This is a genomic window from Oleiphilus sp. HI0043 (assembly GCF_001634935.1).
In genome coordinates, this window is the sequence record NZ_LWEY01001600.1 from 16,398 (window position 1) to 37,994 (window position 21,597).

General features: G+C 44.1%; 15 protein-coding genes. 13 read left to right on the top strand and 2 right to left on the bottom strand.

Translation table 11 applies throughout. The features are described 5' to 3' along the window. The first annotated feature begins 173 nt into the window (after positions 1–173). The 13 genes from A3729_RS23755 to radA all read left to right on the top strand — a co-directional run bounded on the left by A3729_RS23755 (position 174) and on the right by radA (position 19,003). Positions 174–1,238: a pilus assembly protein PilM gene (locus tag A3729_RS23755; RefSeq protein WP_068506607.1), complete on the top strand. Its 1,065-nt coding sequence runs from the start codon at positions 174–176 to the stop codon at positions 1,236–1,238. Beyond that, entirely contained in the window at positions 1,238–1,822 is a 585-nt protein-coding gene (locus A3729_RS23760; RefSeq protein WP_068506592.1) for a PilN domain-containing protein, read from the top strand. Before A3729_RS23755 ends, A3729_RS23760 begins: the two co-directional genes overlap by 1 nt. Then, complete coding sequence (locus A3729_RS23765) at positions 1,822–2,508, top strand: type 4a pilus biogenesis protein PilO (RefSeq protein WP_156494828.1); 687 nt, start codon at positions 1,822–1,824, stop codon at positions 2,506–2,508. The genes A3729_RS23760 and A3729_RS23765 overlap by 1 nt, the downstream gene beginning before the upstream one ends. Beyond that, positions 2,508–3,047, top strand: a complete 540-nt coding sequence (locus A3729_RS23770; RefSeq protein WP_068506594.1) for a pilus assembly protein PilP — start codon at positions 2,508–2,510, stop codon at positions 3,045–3,047. The genes A3729_RS23765 and A3729_RS23770 overlap by 1 nt, the downstream gene beginning before the upstream one ends. Positions 3,048–3,066: 19 nt before the next feature. Then, complete coding sequence (gene pilQ / locus A3729_RS23775; RefSeq protein WP_231877493.1) at positions 3,067–5,232, top strand: type IV pilus secretin PilQ family protein; 2,166 nt, start codon at positions 3,067–3,069, stop codon at positions 5,230–5,232. A gap of 115 nt (positions 5,233–5,347) precedes the next feature. Beyond that, positions 5,348–5,872, top strand: coding sequence for a shikimate kinase AroK (aroK, locus tag A3729_RS23780; RefSeq protein ID WP_082865394.1), 525 nt, complete (start codon positions 5,348–5,350; stop codon positions 5,870–5,872). A gap of 4 nt (positions 5,873–5,876) precedes the next feature. Continuing rightward, a complete protein-coding gene (gene aroB / locus A3729_RS23785; protein ID WP_068506598.1) occupies positions 5,877–6,953 on the top strand; it encodes a 3-dehydroquinate synthase in 1,077 nt (358 codons plus the stop codon). A 60-nt stretch (positions 6,954–7,013) separates the two neighbouring features. Beyond that, positions 7,014–8,645, top strand: a complete 1,632-nt coding sequence (locus tag A3729_RS23790; protein WP_197476020.1) for an AAA family ATPase — start codon at positions 7,014–7,016, stop codon at positions 8,643–8,645. Between the two features lie 211 nt (positions 8,646–8,856). After that, positions 8,857–13,302 carry a glutamate synthase large subunit gene (gene gltB, locus A3729_RS23795; protein WP_068506603.1) on the top strand — a complete coding sequence of 1,482 codons (4,446 nt, stop codon included), beginning with the start codon at positions 8,857–8,859 and terminating at the stop codon, positions 13,300–13,302. 52 nt (positions 13,303–13,354) lie between these two features. Then, complete coding sequence (locus A3729_RS23800) at positions 13,355–14,773, top strand: FAD-dependent oxidoreductase (protein WP_068634367.1); 1,419 nt, start codon at positions 13,355–13,357, stop codon at positions 14,771–14,773. A 119-nt stretch (positions 14,774–14,892) separates the two neighbouring features. Then, entirely contained in the window at positions 14,893–15,957 is a 1,065-nt protein-coding gene (gene hemE / locus A3729_RS23805; protein WP_068513946.1) for a uroporphyrinogen decarboxylase, read from the top strand. Positions 15,958–16,130: 173 nt separating this feature from the next. Continuing rightward, entirely contained in the window at positions 16,131–17,492 is a 1,362-nt protein-coding gene (locus tag A3729_RS23810) for a hypothetical protein (protein ID WP_156495262.1), read from the top strand. A gap of 149 nt (positions 17,493–17,641) precedes the next feature. Next, a complete protein-coding gene (radA, locus tag A3729_RS23815; RefSeq protein WP_068513952.1) occupies positions 17,642–19,003 on the top strand; it encodes a DNA repair protein RadA in 1,362 nt (453 codons plus the stop codon). Between the two features lie 24 nt (positions 19,004–19,027). On the opposite strand, the gene A3729_RS23820 is transcribed toward radA, so the two are convergent. Then, positions 19,028–21,079: an EAL domain-containing protein gene (locus tag A3729_RS23820; RefSeq protein WP_068513955.1), complete on the bottom strand. Its 2,052-nt coding sequence runs from the start codon at positions 21,077–21,079 to the stop codon at positions 19,028–19,030. Between the two features lie 131 nt (positions 21,080–21,210). Continuing rightward, the gene (locus tag A3729_RS23825; RefSeq protein WP_068513956.1) at positions 21,211–21,588 is read right to left on the bottom strand and encodes a PilZ domain-containing protein; all 378 of its coding nucleotides are present in this window, start codon (positions 21,586–21,588) and stop codon (positions 21,211–21,213) included. Between the last annotated feature and the right edge of the window lie 9 nt (positions 21,589–21,597).

Below are 21,597 nucleotides of genomic sequence, written 5' to 3' on the forward strand. Positions count from 1 at the left end.
AGCAAGTTAGAAATATACAGCTATTATCTAAGAAATAGCTTTAATTTAAGAATTGTAGGATTATACGTCTTTTTAGAGTGTTATAAGTAAAAAAATGTACATTGAGGTGTGAATAATAGATTCATAAGTACATCTCAATCAAAGTAGCTGCCATTAATTTAATGGGTTTTCGCGTGTTTGGATTGTTTGGAAAGAAAAAAGATTCCTTGTTAGGAATCGATATCAGTTCTTCTTCAGTAAAATTATTGGAGTTGTCAAAGAATGGTGAAAAGTTCCGCGTAGAGAGTTACGCCGTGGAACCGCTACCTAGTAACTGCGTAGTAGAGAAGAATATTAATGACTCGGAGTTGGTTGGTGAAGTCATCGGAAAGGTGGTGACTCGCTCGCGTGCTAATAGTCGATTAGCTTCTGCTGCCGTTGCGGGTTCAGCTGTTATCACCAAAACCATACAAATGGCGGGTGGGCTTAACGAGTCTGAGCTGGAAAATATGATCGTTGTCGAGGCTGATCAATATATACCTTATCCTCTTGATGAAGTGGCTATCGACTTTGAAGTGCTTGGCGAGTCAGAGTCGGGCGCTGACCAGGTTGATATATTATTAGCTGCTTGTCGAAAAGAGAATGTTGAACTTCGGGAAGAAGCCCTGGAAATTGGTGGCTTAACATCGAAAGTTATCGATATCGAAGCTTACGCAATTGAACGATCCTTTGAACTTGTCGGTTCGCAAATTGGCGTTGAAGGTGAAGAGCAGACAGTCGCAATTGTCGATGTTGGCTCAACGATGACGACATTGAGCGTACTTGCCGATGGCAAAACGATCTATACAAGAGAGCAGTTATTTGGTGGTCGTCAACTGACAGAAGAAATTCAGCGACGTTATGGCTTATCTTTTGAAGAGGCCGGGCTAGCTAAAAAGCAAGGTGGCTTGCCAGATGACTACGAGCGTGAAGTCTTAGCTCCTTTCAAAGAGGCAGTCGTTCAACAAGTCGCCCGTTCATTACAGTTCTTCTTTTCCTCAAGCCAATATAATGAAGTCGATTATGTCGTGCTTGCTGGCGGTGTCGCGTCAATAAACGGACTTGTAGAGCTGGTTGAAGAGAAAACAGGGATCAAGACTATTGTGGCTAACCCTTTCGTTGATATGACCTTAAGCTCAAAGGTGAATGCGTCTGCGTTAAGCAATGATGCACCATCACTGATGATTGCTTGTGGTTTGGCTATGAGGAGTTTTGATTAATGCCTTCTATTAACCTTAGGCCGTGGCGAGAAGAACTCCGGGCCGAGAAGCAGCGGAATTTTATTACATCGTTGATCGCTGTCCTTGTTGTTGCTGTCGTGCTCGTGTTTTTGTGGCAAGACTATGTTAGCTCCGAAATTGAAACTCAAAAGTCTCGAAATAATTATTTAAGCTCTTCAATGGCTGAGCTGGATAAGAAAATTAAAGAGATCAAAGAGCTGAAAAAAGAAAAGAAAGAGCTTTTGGATAGAATGAAGGTCATTCAGGACTTACAGGGAACACGCCCGGTTATCGTTCGTGTGATGGATGAGTTGGTGAGAACACTTCCAGATGGCCTTTATTATGAAAGCCTTGAGCGAAAAGAGGATCTCATAGAGATTACGGGTTTGGCTGAATCTAATAACCGTATTTCAGGTTTGATGCGAAACTTTGAAACATCAGTCTGGTTTTCTAACCCTAATCTGAAAGACGTGAGTGCGATTAAAGGTGATGACGGGACTCTAAATAGTTTTGATCTTAGTGTTAAGCAGGTGACCCCTGAGTTAGCTGAAGATCAGGAATCAAGTGAAAAGGGGACTAAATAGTGGGTTTTTCTGAATCTATGGAAAGCCTGAAAGGCTTTGATCCCAATGATATAGACTTTAATAATGCAGGCTCATGGCCTACACCTGTTAAAGCAATTGTATTAGTTGTTGTCTTTTTAGCGCTGCTTATAGGCGGTTATTTCTTTCTGATTCAGGATCAATATACCGAATTTGATAGAGTCGCTGCAGAAGAAGCAAGCTTGAAGCAGCAGTATGAAAGTAGAGCTTATAAAGTAGCAAATCTTGAGGCTTTTCGCTTACAGATGGAAGATATGAAAAAGTCTTTCGGTGTACTTCTTAAGCAGTTGCCTGCAAAAACAGAGGTTCCGGGCCTACTTGAAGATATTACCAATACCGGGCTAGGAAGCGGTTTGGAAATTGAATCCATTCAGTTGAAGCCAGAGGTTTCCAAAGAGTTCTATGTTGAATTACCAATGGAAATCGTGGTTGCGGGTACTTATCACGACATCGCATCTTTTGTGAGTGGTGTTGCAAGCTTGCCACGAATCGTGACTTTGCATGATATGAATATTTCCAAGACGCAGAGTAAGTCTAAAGGAAATAGTCAGGGGCGCAGCAGTCATAAGCTGCAAATGACTGTGCAAGCGAAGACATATCGTTATGGTACTGAGGCAGACAGAGAAAAAAGTAGGCAATCTAAGAAGAAGAAAGGGAGGAGAAGATAATGAATAAAATTTTCTTGTCTCTCGTGCTCGTATCAAGTGTTCTATTGAGTGGTTGTGGTACGAGTAGTGGCTTTGGTGATTTAGATCGCTTTATGGCAGAGGCTGATGCCAAGCCGCGTGGAAAAATAGAGGCTTTGCCTGAAGTACAAGTATATAGAGCATTTACATACAGTGCTGCGAATAGACGTTCACCTTTTTTGCCGCCTGAAGATGTTGTGGTAAGCGTGGTAGAGATACAAAAAGATCAAAGTAACGTTAAGCCGGATTTTGATCGAGTTCCTGAGGTTCTGGAGTCATACTCTCTAGGGCAGTTAAAAATGGTTGGTACGCTTCAGCGAAATGAACAAGATATTTTGTGGGCGCTGATTGCTGATGAGTTGCAGAGCGTACATATGGCCAAGGTTGGGCAGTATATGGGTAAAAACCATGGCCGAATTGTAGATGTAAGAGTTGGTCAGATTGATTTGATTGAAATTGTTCCCAACGGATATGGCGGCTGGCTTGAAAGGCCGCGAACCATCTCGCTGGACGATCAGTAATTAAGGGGGCTTGGGAATAATGAATGATATATCAAATAGAGCAAACATGTTTAAGTCAAAAGTAAGTAGAATATTAAGGTTTACAGAAATGGTCCTTCAGACGCGTAAATTAATAACCCTGATTGGAGTTTGCTTCTTTGCAGTAATGAATGCAAATGCCGCTAACCTTAACGATGTTAGCTTCGCTTCTCTGCCTGGAGATCGAGTTGAAATTTCCTTGATTTTTGATGAAACGCCGCCGGAAGTGAATGGCTATACGATTGAAAAACCAGCAAGAATAGCGCTCGATTTACCGGGCGCTAGCAGTAAGCTGGCAGAGAAATACCATAATCTTGGTATGGGAAATGCGAAACGCATGACTGTAATCGGCACCAAGGACCGAACCCGTGTAATTCTTGATTTAGTTGACTTAGTGCCCTATAGCACGCGAACGAGTGGAAATACGCTGTTTGTATTGGTGGGCTCAGAGGGTGCTGGTGAAGCATACCAAGCTGTCGCGTCATCGCCAGAAGCAATGCCAGCAGCGAATACGTTTTCTAGGAAAGTTGCTGCGGATAGAAATGGCATAACCAATATTGACTTTCAGCGTGGTGAAAAGGGCGATGGCCAGATAGTCGTTAGCTTTGCTTCGCCTGACGTAGATATTGATATGTCAGAAGTGGGTGGCCATATTCAGTTACGCATGCCAAAGGTTGACTTACCTATGGGGCTTCGACAGCGTCTAGATGTTGTCGACTTTGCAACACCTGTTCGTCGTATTGATTCAGATATCGTTGATGGTGATGCCTTAATTAGAATTAAAGCTTCTGGTCATTATGATTACCTGGCTTACCAGGCTGATAATAAATTTACCGTGAGTGTTGAAGCGCTAACAGAAGAAGAAGTCGATCAGCGTAAAAAGGATAAGTTTCCGTTTACTGGTGAAAAGCTATCTTTGAACTTCCAGAATATTGAAGTGCGAGCTGTTCTTCAGTTAATTGCTGACTTTACCAGCCTTAACTTGGTTGCAAGTGATACCGTGGGTGGAAGTATTACCCTTCGTTTACAGAATGTACCTTGGGATCAGGCTCTAGAGCTGATTCTAAAAACAAAAGGATTAGATAAGCGAACGGTGGGTAATGTACTGCTTGTCGCTCCAGCCGAAGAAATAGCGGCGCGTGAAAAGCTTGAATTGGAAGCTAACCGACAGGTTGCAGCATTAGCGCCGGTACGTTTGGAGATCGTTCAGATTAACTATGCAAAAGCGGCAGATATTGTGGAGCTATTGCGCCAGGACAGTGAGCTGATTTCAGAGCGAGGCTTTATTTCATCTGATGAACGAACGAATACTATAAGTGTGAGAGAGACATCAGAGAAGCAGGAGCAGATTCGTAAATTGATATCTACCTGGGATATTCCGGTTCGTCAGGTATTGATTGAGGCTAGAATTGTAAGAGCTCGTTCGAATATAGCTGAAGAAATGGGTATTCAGTGGGGCGGTGGCGGTTTAGATCGTAGCGGAGATAACTTGTTCCGTATAGGTGGATCGTCTGGGACGCTTAGTGAACTGACAGATATAGCGAACGGAAATAGTAACAGTATTTCATTTCCAGGTGCTTTGGCTGTTGATTTAGGTGTAACCAGATCGAACAGCTCTTCCTTAGCGATTGGTTTTGGTGGTGATAACTATCTAATTGATATGGAATTATCTGCTTTCGAATCTGATGGAAAGGGTGAGATCGTTGCCCAGCCGAAAATTGTAACGGCTGATCGTCAAACCGCGACAATTAAATCGGGTGAGGAAATTCCTTATCAGGAAGCTTCGTCTTCTGGTGCAACCTCAGTTTCCTTTAAAGAGGCCGTGCTATCTTTAGAAGTGACGCCTCAAATTACGCCAGACGATCAGGTCATTATGGATCTTAAGATCAATCAGGATAACCGTGGCGAAGTGACCGCAGGTATTCCAAGTATTGAAACAAATGAGGTACTAACTCAAGTACTTGTTGGTAATGGTGAAACGGTTGTCTTGGGTGGTATTTTTCAGTCTGAACGATCTACAACTGTTACTAAAACGCCTTTCTTAGGTGACATCCCATACTTAGGTGCTTTATTTACCAAGACTGAAGAGATAGATGAGCGTGCTGAATTACTTATCTTTATCACGCCTAAGCTATTAAAAAATGGTGTGATTGACCAGCAAATATAGGACAATATGTCTTATTGAGCTTAGGTAAAAGGCTGCAGATTGCGGCCTTTTTTCTTTTTAAAATAAACAGGTTAATCTTTACTGACATATTGATTGGCCGGCATAAGATCGAAATATGAGTATAGCTAAACCGTTGATTGTTTTTGTGGGCCCAATGGGGGCAGGAAAAACAACCATAGGAAAAATTTTAGCCAAAGAGCTGAACTTTGACTTTTATGATTCCGATAAAGAGATAGAGCGGCGAACCGGGGCAAACATTCCGTGGATTTTTGATGTCGAGGGCGAAGCAGGCTTCCGGGATAGAGAGAGCCAGGCAATAAAAGATTTGTCAGCACTTAAAAACGTCGTCTTGGCAACAGGTGGTGGTGCGATGATGCGCCCCGAGAACAGAGAGTGTGTGAACAACACTGCTTTTGTAGTGTATTTGAATACCTCAGTCGAGCAGCAGTACAAAAGAACTCACAAAGATAAGAATCGACCTTTGTTGCAGGGAGACAAAGATGCTCGTCAGGTCTTGAGTGATTTGTATGCGACCAGAGATCCAATTTATCGAGAAGTTGCTGACTATGTAATTGATACAGACAAAAAGTCTATGAAAGGTATTGTTAAAGATATAATCAGCGCGATAGAAAAAGAGTGAATAAATGATTGAGTTAAAAGTAGATTTGGGTGAGCGTGATTACCCAATTTTTATTGGCGAAGGCTTATTGAGTAATCCATCTCTCTATCAGCCCTACATTGCCGGAAAAAAAGTAATGCTGGTGACAAATGAGACAGTCGGGCCTTTGTATGAGCAGCAAGTTAGACAGGCATTGTCTGGCTATGAGGTTGATAGCGTGGTCTTGCCTGACGGAGAGCAATATAAGAATTGGCAAACCTTAAACCTGATTTTTGATGCGCTACTAGAGAAGGCTCATTCCAGGAAGACGACTATCGTTGCGCTGGGGGGTGGTGTAATTGGAGATATGGCAGGTTTTGCTGCATCAGCTTATCAGCGTGGCGTAGATTTTATTCAGGTGCCCACGACGCTTCTTTCGCAAGTAGATTCATCTGTAGGTGGAAAAACTGCAATCAACCATCCTTTAGGTAAAAACATGATAGGTGCTTTTTACCAGCCTAAAGCCGTTATCATTGATATTTTGACCTTGCAAACTCTGGCTTCAAAGGAAGTTTCAGCGGGCCTGGCGGAGGTGATCAAATATGGTTTGATCCGTAAGCCAGAGTTCTTTGACTGGTTGGAGGCTAATGTTGAGGCCTTAAGGTCCTTGGACTCTGATGCTTTAACCTACGCGATTAAAGAATCTTGTTCTTGTAAAGCGGAAGTTGTTGAACTAGATGAGAAAGAGGGTGGGCTTAGAGCAATATTAAATCTAGGGCACACATTTGGCCATGCGATTGAGACTTATGAAGGTTATGGCTCTTGGCTTCATGGTGAGGCGGTTGCAGCGGGAACAGTTATGGCAGCAGAATTGTCGAGAATGGAAGGCTGGATTAGTGATGAAGATGTTTCTCGAATTTCAAATATATTGCTTGCTGCTAACTTGCCAATTGAAGGGCCGGAAGGCATGTTGGCTTCAGAATATGAACGACTAATGTCTGTGGACAAAAAGGTAATGGATGGAACGCTCCGTCTTGTGCTTTTGAAGTCGATTGGTGAAGCTGTTGTGACAGCAGACTTTGGCGCTGATTCTCTGGCAAATGTTTTGGGTGGCAAAGCTTAATTAGAAGCAATTACTTGGTTCGATTAATTTTGTAGGTGAGTCGATAAGTCTGATATGAGTGTGACAAAAAATAATAATGTTTTGAGTGAGCAGCTCATTTCGCACTTTAACTTGAAAGAAAACCCATTCGATGAGCGAATGCTAGTATTTTTTGAGGGGGCGCAGCGTCAGCATAATTTAGAAACACTGCGCCATATGTCGACCTTTGGCGATATGGTTCTCTTGCTTACTGGCGAAAAAGGTGCTGGCAAAACCACTCTACTTAATAAATTTGCAAAATCTTCAGCTGGCGAGCTGAGTATCTACGTTACAGATGCTCAGGAGCTTGCTAATAAGGAAAAGTCGAAATCTGTTATACATGACTTTGGCGAGCTTGTTGGTTTAGATTCGATAGTTGGTGAAACTACGCGTCAATCATTTTCCCGTTTATTGCAGTATTTGGAAGATGAGTTCAAGAAAGATGGTGTGAGAAAGGTTCTGGTTTTTGATAACGCAGACCTATTATCAAAAAAAGAGCTTCAATTTTACTTTTCATATTTCAGTCAGTTGCCTAAAGAAAGCGGAGTGGTAGCAATTTTTTCGGGTTTGCCAAGCTTGCTGCAGCTTGCTCGTTTGAGTCACATAGAAGGTGATGACGAGTGGTTGCATCAAATGCAGCTTAAGCCTTTAGGTGCTTCAGATATGCTGGAATATCTCCAGTTGAGATTGGAGTATGCTGGCTATACCGGCTTGTTAGAGCTGTCAGAAAGTCAGGTGCAACATTTAATTGATATGGGGAAAGGTTTGCCTGGTCGGGTGAATCGTTTGTTCAGTAGTGTCGTGTTAGAACCGGGGGCATTAAAGCTACCGGTTAAGAGCCGTAAAGGAGTGCCGAAGCAGGTTTTTTGGGGTGTTGCCGTTCTGCTTTGCTTCTCATTTTTACTCGTGTCTTATCAATATGGCTTGTTTACTGAAGGAGATAGCGAAGCAGTCGCGCACGAGCAGCCGGAGCAAGAGAATAACTCTGATGAAAATAAAGTGTCTCTCGTAGAGCAACAGAGAGAAGCAAGGTTAAGAATGCTTGATCAGGCCCTGTCAGAGAGTTTGGCTAAAGCTTCAGAAAGCAATATAGATAGTTTGGATAAAGGTCGTCAGGGTAGTGGCGAGATTAAAAAAGGTTCGCTCAATAAGCCTGAAATGTCGGCGTCTCGATCAATTCCAGAGAGCGCTGGTGTTAAAGAGCTTGTTGAGCCCGACAAGGTACAAGATGGCACTCTAGCAGATAAAGAAGTTAGCGTTCCAGAATCGGATCAACTAGTTAGCGATACTTTGCAGATAGAGAAAATCGCTAAAAATGTACAGGAAAAAATTATTCCTGCCGCAGAGAGCAGCCGTGAAATACTTAAGCCGTTCTTTAAGGGGAAAGCATGGGTTGCATCCCAAAACTCAAGTGGTTATTCAGCTCAAATTTTAGGTAGCTATAACGAGAAAACAGCGATAGACTTCGCAAAGCGCGTAAGTAAAAGTGCTCAGCCGATATACTATCTTGAAACGCTGCATCGCGGTAAACCCTGGTTTGTTGTTTTTTATGGTGTTTATCCTGATAAGGCTTCCGCCAATGCTGCGCTCAAGGTGGCACCTAAAATTATTACTTCTCAACAGCCTTGGTTGAGGAGTTATGCTGGAATTCTCAAGTCTTATCCGAGGCAATAACTAAATTAGTTTTTTGAAGCTATCTATTTGAAATATAAGGATAGTTTATGCTTTTCTACGAGTTTTTTCTGCTTATACGCCTTCTTTAAGTTTGTACTGAATAAGCACGATGTGTAAAATGTCCAACCCCAATTTTCATAGTCATATGGTTTTGTTAGTTTTGTTAGTTCTAACTGTATGATTTTAAATGATATTTTGTAGAGAGAATGTTATGGCAGCAGGTTTGTTTCGCCCGGAAGAGTTTAGAGATAACTGTGGATTTGGTTTGATTGCCCAGATGGAAGGGCAGGCAAGTCACGATCTACTATTGACGGCGATAGAATCACTTACATGTATGACTCACCGCGGTGGTATCGCAGCAGATGGTAAAACTGGCGATGGCTGTGGGTTGTTGATTCAGAAACCTGATACGTTCTTCAGGCAGGTGGTTAAGGAGCAGTTTAGCGCCGATCTGAATGAGATTTACGGCGTAGGAATGGTTTTCCTTTCACAGGACCCTACGAAAGCGCAGCAAGCTAAAACAACGATGAGTGCAGAGCTTGAAGCACAAGGTCTTACCGTTGTTGGTTGGCGCTTGGTTCCGACTAATAACGATTGCTTGGGTCGTATGGCTCTGGATTGCTTGCCACAGATTGAGCAGGTCTTTGTTCAGGCTGACGGGCTTAGTGAGCGTGAACTGTCTCTTAAGCTTTTTGTTGCGCGCCGTAAGACTGAAATGGCTTTGGCGTCTGATGAAGAATTCTACGTTTGTAGTTTGTCAGAAAAAGTCGTGTCTTATAAAGGGCTGATGATGCCGGTTGACCTGCCGAATTTTTATTTGGATCTGGGTAATCCAGATGTTGAGACAAGCATTTGTGTTTTTCATCAGCGTTTCTCCACTAATACTATGCCAAAGTGGCCACTAGCCCAGCCATTTAGATGTATTGCTCACAACGGTGAAATTAATACGATTGAAGGCAATAGAAACTGGTCTACAGCGAGAACAAGCAAGTTTGCTACAGACGAACTGCCTGAGCTGGGAGAATTATCTCCTTTGGTGAATCGTACTGGTTCAGATTCTTCCAGTATGGATAATATGCTTGAGGTACTTCTGGCAGGTGGTGTAGACCTATTCCGTGCCGTTCGTATGATGATTCCACCTGCATGGCAGAACGTTGACACCATGGATAGCGAACTACGTGCTTTCTATGAATATAACAGTATGCATATGGAACCATGGGATGGACCGGCTGGTCTGGTTCTAACTGACGGCCGTTACGCCGTCTGTTTACTGGATAGAAACGGTTTGCGCCCAAGTCGTTGGGTTATCACTAAGAATGGTTACATTACAGTTGCATCCGAAATTGGAACTTATGGCTATAAGCCGGAAGATGTTGTTGCTAAGGGTCGAATTGGTCCTGGACAGATTCTAGCGGTTGATACTGAAACGGGTGAAGTGCTACATACTGATGATATCGATAGCCGCCTTAAGTCTGCTCACCCTTATAAAAAGTGGCTAAAAGAAAACGCGGTTCGTATTGAGGCAACGCTAGACAAAGATCATGAAGCGTTCCAAGCAATGGATGCTGATACCCTAAAGACGCACATGAAGATGTTCCAGGTGACTTTCGAGGAACGAGATCAGGTATTGCGTCCATTAGCTGAGGCGGGCCAGGAAGCAGTAGGTTCGATGGGTGATGATACGCCAATGGCAGTATTGTCGACTCGTGTTCGTTCAGTTTCAGACTACTTTAGACAGAAGTTTGCTCAGGTGACTAACCCACCGATTGATCCATTGCGTGAAGCGATTGTTATGTCTCTGGAAACCTGTGTGGGTGTAGAGCAGAACGTATTTGAAGAAACGCCTGAGCATGCGAAGCGAATTATTTTGGCTACGCCGGTACTGACACCTGCGAAGTTTAGCTGCTTTAGCTCGGATAAAGATGGTTTTGAACATGCCTTGATTAGCCTTCAGTACAAAGAAGAGACTGGCTTAAGGCAAGCAATTGTTGATGTGTGCCAGCAAGCAGAAGAAGCTGTTAGACAAGGCAAGGTTGTGCTTGTTTTGTCGGATAAAGATATCGAACCTGGCTTATTACCACTAAATGCCTTTATGGCAACGGGTGCAGTGCATCACCACTTGGTTGAGAAGGGCTTACGTTGCGACTCGAATATTATTGTGGAGTCTGGTTTTGCCCGTGACCCTCATCACTTCGCGGTGTTGTTTGGTTTTGGTGCTACGGCAGTCTTCCCTTACTTGGCTTATCAGGTTATGAGTGACCTGATCAGTACGGGTGAGATGCTGATGGACCCAATCGAGGCGAAAAATAATTATCGTCGCGGTATTGGTAAGGGCTTGTTGAAGATCTTATCGAAGATGGGTATTTCTACAATTGCTTCTTACCGTGGCGCTCAATTGTTTGAAGCAGTAGGTCTTGCAGACGATGTTGTTGACCTATGCTTTAAAGGTGTCGCAAGTAGAATTCAGGGTGCTGATTTTGAAGACCTGCAATCAGAGCAAGCACTGTTGGCTAAAGAAGCTTTCAAGGCGCGTAAATCGATCCAGCCAGGTGGTTTACTGAAGTTTGTTCACGGTCAGGAATATCACGCCTTTAACCCGGATGTTGTCAATACAATTCAGCAAGCAGTTGAGTCGGGCGATTACTCTGTTTACCAGAAGTACGCAACCTTGGTAAATGAACGTCCAGCGTCATCCTTAAGGGATTTGTTTGCTTTAAGTGATTCTGCTAAAGAGATTCCTTTAGACGAAGTAGAGCCGGTAGAGAATATCTTCCCTCGTTTTGACTCGGCAGCAATGTCTTTGGGAGCTTTGTCTCCTGAAGCACATGAAGCACTTGCTGTTGCAATGAACCGTCTAGGTGGCCGCTCTAACTCTGGCGAGGGTGGTGAAGATGCAGCGAGATTTGGTACGGAAAAACGTTCCAAGATCAAGCAGATCGCATCAGGCCGATTTGGTGTAACGCCACACTACTTGCGTAATGCTGATGTCTTGCAGATCAAAGTTGCCCAAGGTGCGAAGCCCGGTGAAGGTGGTCAGTTACCAGGTGGTAAGGTAAATAACCTGATTGCGACATTAAGATATTCGGTGCCAGGTGTGACCTTGATTTCACCGCCACCGCATCACGATATTTATTCTATCGAAGACTTGGCGCAGCTAATCTTTGATTTGAAGCAAGTTAATCCAAAGGCATTGGTTTCTGTGAAACTGGTATCTGAACCGGGTGTTGGTACTATCGCCGCAGGTGTTGCCAAGGCTTATGCTGATTTGATTACAGTTTCCGGTTATGACGGTGGCACGGCTGCAAGTCCGCTAACCTCTATCCGATATGCGGGTTCTCCTTGGGAGCTTGGTTTGAGCGAGGCTCACCAGACTCTGCGCGGCAATGACTTGCGTGGCAGCGTCCGTCTGCAAACCGATGGCGGTTTAAAGACAGGTCTGGATGTTGTTAAAGCGGCGATACTGGGTGCCGAGAGTTTTGGTTTCGGTACCACGCCTATGGTTGCTTTGGGTTGTCGTTATTTGAGAATTTGTCATTTGAACAACTGTGCGACGGGTGTTGCGACTCAGAACGAATTACTTCGTGATGAGTACTTCAACGGTACCGTAGAAATGGTAATGAACTTCTTCCGCTTTGTTGCGAAAGAAGCGCGTGAGTGGATGGCTAAGCTAGGTGTTCGTAGTTTGGAAGAGCTGGTTGGTCGTACAGATTTGTTAGACATTTTGTCAGGTACTACTGATAAGCAGAACAAGCTTGACCTATCGCCGATTCTTTCGACTGAGGGAATACCTGAAGATAAACCGCATACCTGTAAGGTAGAGCGTAATGCTCCGTTTGACCAAGCCTTGTTGGCCGAAAAAATGGTTGAGGACTTAGTTCCAACAATTGAATCCAAGTCGGGTGGTACCTTCGATTACGAAGTGACTAACTGTGATCGTTCGGTTGGTGCACGAATCTCTGGCGAAATCGCAGAGCGTCATGGTAATCAAGGTATGGTGAGTGCGCCAATCAACTTGAATTTGACGGGTACAGCTGGTCAGAGCTTTGGTGTTTGGAATGCTGGTGGTTTGAATATGAACCTTGAAGGCGATGCAAACGACTATGTTGGTAAAGGTATGACTGGTGGTAAACTAACCATTCGACCCCCTCAAGGTAGTGAGTTCAAAACCCAGGAAACATCCATTGTTGGTAATACTTGTCTTTACGGCGCTACTGGCGGTAAGTTGTTTGCAGCGGGTACGGCTGGTGAGCGTTTTGGAGTTCGAAACTCTGGCGCTTCAGCGGTTGTTGAAGGCGCAGGTGATCACTGCTGTGAATATATGACTGGCGGTTTGATTACTGTTCTAGGTCAAACAGGTTATAACTTTGGTGCTGGTATGACAGGTGGTTTTGCCTATGTGCTAGACCAGGAAAATACGTTTGTAGATAAATACAATCATGAGTTGGTAGAAATTCAAAGAGTTTCAACTGAACAAATGGAGCCTTATCGCAATCATTTGCGAGGCGTTATTAAGGAGCATGTTGCTGAGACATCTAGTAAGTGGGGGCAAGAGATCCTTGAGCACTTCGATGACTTCATTGCTAAGTTCTGGTTAGTTAAGCCGAAGGCGGCTAGCTTGGATAACTTGCTTAACAACATGCGTTCTCGCCCTGAGTAGTGTTTCGAATTATCGAATACTCTCATTGCGAATAAGGTTTAGAGGTTAGAATATGGCAAAGCGTTTAAATAACAACTTTCAGTTTGTTGATGTGGGTCGAGTTGACCCAAAGAAAATTCCAATGGAAGGTCGTACCGAAGATTTTGGTGAGATCTATCAGTCATTTGATCAGAATGACGCGACTGAACAGGCTCATCGATGTCTTGAGTGTGGTAACCCTTACTGTGAGTGGAAGTGCCCGGTACATAACTATATCCCGAACTGGCTAAAGCTGGTTTCAGAAGGGAATATTCTTGAAGCGGCTGAACTGTGTCACCAGACAAACTCTTTGCCTGAAGTGTGTGGTCGTGTTTGTCCTCAAGATCGATTGTGTGAAGGTGCTTGTACTCTTAATGCAGGTTTTGGTGCGGTGACTATTGGCTCGGCGGAGAAGTATATTACTGATACGGCTTTCGCTATGGGTTGGCGCCCGGATATGTCCAATGTTGTTAAAACAGACAAGAAGGTTGCCGTGATTGGCGCGGGCCCTGCCGGTTTGGCTTGTGCAGATATCCTGGTTCGTAACGGTGTTAAGCCTGTTGTTTTTGATCTTAATCCTGAGATTGGTGGTTTGCTTACCTTTGGTATTCCAGAGTTCAAGCTAGAAAAGGATGTCATGTCGCGTCGTCGAGAAATCTTCACCGATATGGGCGTTGAATTTCGCTTGAATACCGAAATTGGTAAAGATATCAGTATTGATGACTTGTTAAATGACTATGACGCAGTATTTATGGGTATGGGAACATACAAGTACATGAAAGGTGGCTTCCCAGGTGAAGACTTGCCAGGCGTTCATGATGCATTGCCATTTTTGATCTCAAACGTTAATCGTCGTTTGGGTTTTGAAAAAGATGAAGCTGACTTCATTAACATGGCAGGTAAGAAGGTGGTTGTTCTGGGTGGTGGTGATACTGCGATGGACTGTAACCGAACCTCTATTCGTCAACAGGCAGATAGTGTAGTTTGTGCTTACCGTCGTGACGAAGAGAATATGCCTGGCTCACGCAAAGAAGTTCAGAATGCCAAGGAAGAAGGTGTAGGCTTTATGTTTAATCGTCAACCAGTGGCGATTGTAGGTGATGATAAAGTTGAAGGTGTGAAGGTTGTTAAAACACAGCTGGGTGCCGCTGATGAAAATGGTCGTCGTCGCCCGGAAGTTATCGAAGGTAGTGAAGAAATCCTGCCTGCTGATGCAGTATTGATTGCGTTTGGTTTCCAGCCTAGCCCACCAGAATGGCTGTCCGATGTGAAGGTAGATGTTAATAGCTGGGGCGGTGTTGTCGCGCCAGAGAAGGGTGAGTACCCTTATCAGACGAGTAACCCGAAGATTTTCGCCGGTGGTGATATGGTTCGTGGTTCTGACTTGGTGGTTACCGCCATTGCGGAAGGCCGCCAGGCAGCTGAAGGCATCATGGACTACCTGGATATATAGTCTGCACGTGATGAGTATCAATGACTAAATCCAAGGCACGGTTGATAATACTGTGCCTTTTTTGTATCTGGACAACATTGCCAGACATTTCTTGATTATTAATATTGAAGAGACAGTGAATGACAGAGCTAAAGAATGATCGATTTCTGAGAGCGCTAGAGCGTAAGCCGGTTGATGTGACGCCTGTATGGATGATGCGTCAAGCTGGGCGTTATCTGCCAGAGTATAAAGCGACCAGAGCGCAAGCCGGTGACTTTATGAGTCTGTGTAAGAATAAAGAACTAGCATGCGAGGTCACAATTCAGCCTCTTGAGCGCTACAAGCTCGACGCTGCAATTCTGTTTTCTGATATCTTGACGATTCCGGACGCAATGGGTTTGGGTCTTTATTTCGAAACGGGTGAGGGGCCTCGTTTCAAGAAGATTGTTCGAACAGCAGAGGATGTCGAGAAACTACCTATAGTTGATACCTCTAAAGACTTGACTTACGTAACGGATGCAGTGAGCACCATACGTAAAGAGTTGAATGGACGTGTTCCGTTGATTGGTTTCTCTGGGAGTCCTTGGACTTTAGCCACTTATATGGTTGAGGGTGGAAGCTCTAAAGATTTTCGCCATATCAAAGCGATGATGTATTCTCAGCCAGAAATTATGCATCAGTTATTGGATAAAATTGCCTTGTCTGTGATTGATTATCTGAATGCTCAAATAAAAGCGGGTGCGCAAGCGGTTCAGATCTTCGATACCTGGGGTGGAAACCTGAGTGATCATGCATATCAACAGTTCTCTTTGGCTTATATGAAGAAAATTGTAGCTGGCTTAATTCGGGAATACGATGGTCGAAAAGTCCCCGTGATTCTATTTACCAAAGGAGGCGGTTTATGGTTGCCTTCTATGGCTGATACCGGCGCTGATGCACTTGGTCTTGACTGGACGATGGATATCGGTAAAGCGCGTGCCTTGGTAGGTGATAAAGTTGCTTTGCAGGGGAATATGGATCCGTCGGTGCTATATGCTTCAGAAAAAGGTATTAGGGATGAGGTGGCTAGAATTTTGGCATCTTATGGTCCAGGTGAAGGCCATGTATTCAATCTGGGGCATGGTATTCATCAATTTGTTGATCCAGCACATGCAGGCTACTTTGTTGATGCGGTTCATGAACTGAGTGCTCAGTATCACGCTTAAGATCGTTATCTAATGCATAGAATTAAGGGTGCAACGTGGCACCCTTTCTTTTTCTAGCACAAAATGCCATGTAATTCCCACACGTGTCACATTTGCAGCAGGCTCTTATTTAACCTGTGCGACTCTTTTAATACAATCGATAGATAACCCTTAAGGTCTCCCAAGGAACTGTAATGAGGCATCTCTCTCTCTATTTTGCTAAGGCAATTTCAATTTGTATCTGCGCTACAATGATCGTGGCTTGCGATAATTTAGAAAATATAGCCTTTTTCAAAAGTGTTGGGGATCCTGACATATATCAAAGTGATGCCGAAACTAATATCGATAACAAAACCATCGATATCGAAGTCGACATGTCCGAAGATTTATCTCTTAAAGTGCTTCAAGCGACTCTTTTAGCTTACTTGGATTCGCCATTGTATCGATATTTAGATGCATCAGACTTTCCAGAAGATCTAAGTTTGATATGCGGAAATTATGTTAAAGATGTATTTGAGGACCCCATTAGTTGGGACAGTTCTAGGGAGCCGGGTCAGGCTTATAGCGAAGGTGATACAGTAGAGCTGGTCTTTGACAATTGTCAGTTGAGTACAGGGCAAGAAGTGTCTGGTGCTTTATCGATGGAATATAGTGATATGGGTGGGGTAAATGACACCTTCATGCCGGTTTCAACTGATTACTGTGTTGATAGGCTTAATATCCTAAACGAAGGCCCTGATTACGACACATTATATGTAGCAGGCCATGAAGTAAGATTTTTCCCCTTTGGTGATGACACGATAGTCCGAGTTTATGAGCACAGCTACGATAGCGATACGGGTGAGCGAATATCTACCCTAAGGGCATCTTATGAAGTTGCCAAAAATAGGCCAACCTTGATTATCAATGAGCGTTTAGGTGTCGATGCTGGTGCTTTAGCATCGTTGGACGGAGATGAAATTTATCATGTTTTTGAAGGTGAACAGGAACTAGAGCGCTGCCAGTACTATCGTCGGCATTTAGATGTAAGTGTCAATGAGTTTGCAGTTAAAGATGGCGAAATTACCACGACTATAGATGGAGAAATTGAGTTATCAAATATTTCAGAAGATCTCGAAACTGAGTCATTTAACATTGTCGATAGCGATTTTTCTTTGTCCGTACAGCAGAATGCTTCACTGAATGAGTTTTCATTAACTGACTTTGATGCTGAAAAGGTTGAGAATTTGTCACGAGGCACCTATGTGATTGGTTTTTCAGGAGTCTTGGAGTCCGATTCGATTGGCGGAACAGTTGAAGTTGATGCAATGGACTCTTTTAGCAAGCTGAATGGCACGATAGGCGAATATCCAACTGATGGCATATTTAAGGTATTAGGACAGGGTTTGGAGCGAGTGACCCTGACGTCAAACCCTAGTGCACTGGTGATCGGTGTTGATTATGATGGTGATGATTCTCGTGTTGGAGCCAGTTTCCCAGATGAAACGTTTACAACGACCTGGGAGCAACTTCTGGAAGGTGACTTCCAGCGAGATGACTTTATTCCAGCAGAGTAGAAAGTTCCTTTCATACTGCTCAATATATCATTGATGGCCTTCTGGCTTCATATACTTAATTCCTCGATTAGCTCTATAATATTCCTCCTGTAGAGCGAGCATATCTATTTGCACGCATAATTATCAGATCTCATAGCAATAGGCTTAGCATGGCAAAGAGCAAAACCGCATTCGTCTGCACTGAGTGCGGGTCAGATTTATCTAAATGGCAAGGCCAGTGTCCGGATTGTGGCCAATGGAATACTATTCAGGAAATAAAGCTAGCAAAGCAAAGTAAGAGCAGCAGTACCTCGTTGGGTTATGCGGGCGCCAAGTCCGAGATTAAGGCTTTGGGGTCAATTGACCTCGAAGATCAACCCAGATTCAGTAGCGGTATAGGTGAGTTTGATCGGGTGCTGGGGGGAGGTTTAGTTCCCGGTTCTGCTATATTGGTTGGAGGTCATCCGGGTGCCGGGAAAAGTACTTTGCTACTCCAGACGATGTGTCATCTTTCTTCAAGCAGGGACGGCTTATATATTACTGGTGAAGAGTCTTTACAACAGGTTGCACTGCGAGCAAAGCGCCTCGGTCTCAAAGCTGATGTGCTGAATATGTTCTCTGAAACCCGGATCGAATCAATAGAAGAAGTGGTTCAAGTCCATAAGCCAAAAGTGCTGGTTGTTGACAGTATTCAGGTAATGCACACAGAAGCGATAGAGTCGGCTCCAGGTAGCGTTTCGCAAGTAAGAGAATGTGCTGCCAGGTTGACCCGTCTTGCCAAACAGACTGGCATGGTGCTATTTCTGGTTGGTCATGTGACCAAAGAGGGAGCGATTGCCGGGCCTAAGGTTTTGGAGCATATGATTGACTGCTCGATAATGCTCGAAGGCTCCAGTGACACTCGTTATCGCACTTTGCGAGGAATCAAAAATCGTTTTGGTGCAGTGAATGAGTTAGGTGTCTTTGCTATGCTCGAAAAAGGCTTGGTTGAAGTGAAGAACCCGAGTGCAATATTCCTAAGCCGTGGCGAAGAGATAATGCCAGGTAGTGTCGTGACGATACTCTGGGAAGGTACGCGCCCGTTGCTAGTAGAATTACAGGCTTTGGTTGATGAGAGCCAAGGCAACTACCCTAAGCGAGTCGCCTTGGGTATGGATCAGAACCGTTTATCAATGTTGCTGGCCGTGATGCATCGACATGGTGGGATCCATTGTGGCGACCAGGATGTATTTGTGAATCTGGTAGGTGGTGTAAAGACACTGGAAACGAGTACCGATTTAGCGACTTTGGCAGCGATTGTTTCTAGCTTGAAAGGGGTGTCACTTTCTGAAGATATGGTGATCTTTGGAGAGGTCGGTTTGTCGGGAGAAATACGTCCAGTCCCTAGTGGTCAGGAACGAATTCAGGAAGCGCTGAAGCATGGCTTTAAAAGAGCGATTGTTCCCTATGGAAACAAACCGAGAAACGATATTGCAGGGATGGAAGTTATGCTAGTGAAGAAGTTACCTGATTTGTTGAATGCTCTGTTTTAACATGCTTTGGTTTAGCTTATTAGATTAGTCTTCGAGCGTACTTTCTAAATGACAGGCAAATATGTCTGGCGCCATGGGTCTACCAAACAGATAGCCTTGTGCATAGTCACAGTTTAGATCTTTGAGCAGCTTGTATTGCTCCTGATTCTCGACCCCTTCAGCGACGACCTTAAGGTTTAAGCTGTGAGCCATAGAAATCGCCGCATTAATTAGTTCTTTGTCGGCTTGGTCTTCGACTAAGTCGTTGACGAAGCTACGGTCGACTTTAAGCATGTCAAAAGGATAGTTCCTGAGATAGCTTAGTGAGGAATAGCCGGTTCCAAAGTCATCCATCGATATTCGGACATCAAGATGGTTGAGGGCTCTTAGCGCATCTTTTACGAACTGCTGGTTATTCATTAGAACGCCCTCGGTAATTTCAAACTCAAGTGTATGTCTGGCAACTTGATGGTCCTGAATAATTCTTTCGACTTGAGATATCAGGTCTGGATCTCGAAACTGCCGTGGCGACAGGTTAACCGCCATGCGAAAGTCTGCTTGGTATTGCTTTTGCCACTTTGATGCTTGAGATAGCGCCTGGTGCAATACAAATTGACCAATAGGAATGATCAACCCGGTTTCCTCTGCGATCGGAATAAACTCATCAGGAGGTACTTGTCCTAAGGTTTGGTTATTCCAGCGTAATAGTGCTTCGGCTCCAATAATTTTGTCAGTCTGAACATCGACTTGAGGCTGGTAGGCGAGCGAGAATTCATTTCGGTCTAAGGCACCATGGATTTGTTCTTCAAGCTGTAATCTTCGGGCGACTTGTTGGTTCATTTCCTCAGTGTAGAACGAGTAGGCGTTTCGCCCGAGAGACTTAGCGTGATACATGGCTGAGTCGGCATTTCTTAGCAAGTCGGTCGGAGTAGCACCGTCATGAGGGAAAAGAGCAATGCCAATGCTGGCAGTTAGCATCAGTTTACGACCTTCAATATCAAACGAGCTTCTGAATTGTTCTAATATGCGCTCAGCAGTTTTTTGCGCAGACTTCTCGTCATCTAGGCCGCCCAAAATTAAGATGAATTCATCGCCTCCCAAGCGGCCAACTGTATCGCCCGTTCGAAGTACTTCTGATAGGCGCTCTGCAGCAACCATCAATACTTCGTCACCCATGTCATGGCCAAGGGAGTCATTAACCTTTTTAAAATCGTCTAGATCAACGAACAGTAAGGCAACTTTGTTGTTTTGACGTTGGGCTTCACCAATGATGTGGGTGAGCCTATCCAAAGATAAAAGTCGATTGGGCAGGTCAGTCAGCGAGTCAAAATGCGCTTGGTGAAATATTTTTTCTTCTTGTGCTTTGCGTGTCGAGATATCTTCCTTGACGGCAAGATAGTGAATCACTTTCCCATACTCATCCTTTACTGGAGAGATGTGCCCATATTCCCAAAAGGTCTCGCCATTCTTTTTACGAATTTGTACTTCGCCTTCCCAGCTATGTTCTTTTTCAAGCGCTTCGAAGAGTGCTGCGTAGGTATCTTTTTTTGCGTGGTCAGGCATTAGGCTGAAAAACTTCTTTCCTTCAACCTCACTAAGAGGGTAGCCGGAGGTCGTTTCAAATGCCTGATTTACATACTTTATGCTCCCATTGGTGGCGATGATCATGACCGACACAGGGCTCTGCTCGACGGCTTGGGAGAGGGTACGAATTTTTTGTCCGGTTTTTACTTCCTGGCTGATATCGCGAACTATCCCGAGTACCAGGGCTTTGCCGTCAATATCAATATTCTTTCCAATCACTTCTGAGTGATAAGTGCTTCCGTCTTTACGTTGAAGCAAAACTTCAACGGTTAGCCCTTCTTCAGTGGTTTTGGTTCTTTCGAAAGAGCGGTGATCTTGTTCGGGTGCCTTTATATCAAACACCGTCATGCCTAGCAGCTCATCTTTGCTGTAGCCGCTCATCTTACAAAAAGCAGGGTTAACAAATACGTAATTACCCTCAGTGTCGGCAACTGTAATGCCTTCAGAGCTTTGGTCAGTGATGGCCTTGAGCATGCGATCACTTTCAATATGCTTTTGTTGTCCTGATCCCATGAGTGCCTTGTTGCAGTTATACGTCAATTAAAGAAAACAAGCGTTTACTATGACTAATTAGTTTAGTAGGAACTTAGGAAATTCCTAGTTATTGAGGCTTAAATAGAGAGGAAACTTGAGCAGAGCTTAATTTAAATGACTGTGAGAAGTTCCAGTTCACGCATTAAAATATCGTCGCTACCAACATTAAGCTCTACTAAACGCTTAAGGTGGGTCATGCTGTCGATATCAATGTGCTGGCATTTAAAACCTAAGGTATTGTTTTCCTCGTGGGAAAAGGTGAGTGACATAATAATATGGCTTTCGCTACCTGATAGTCTGATGGTCGCTTCGCAAGGCGTATCAACATCCAGGCTGAAGTGGTCAGGCCGGTGAACCAGAATTCCGCGCAAGGAAATATCAAGGACTTCGGTAGACCATTCAAGGTCATCCTGACGCAAGGTGCAATCGGCATTAAATAGAATTCGGCTAAAATGACGGCGCTCGTCTTGTTTTGTCTCTTCGCTCATTTGGCCTCC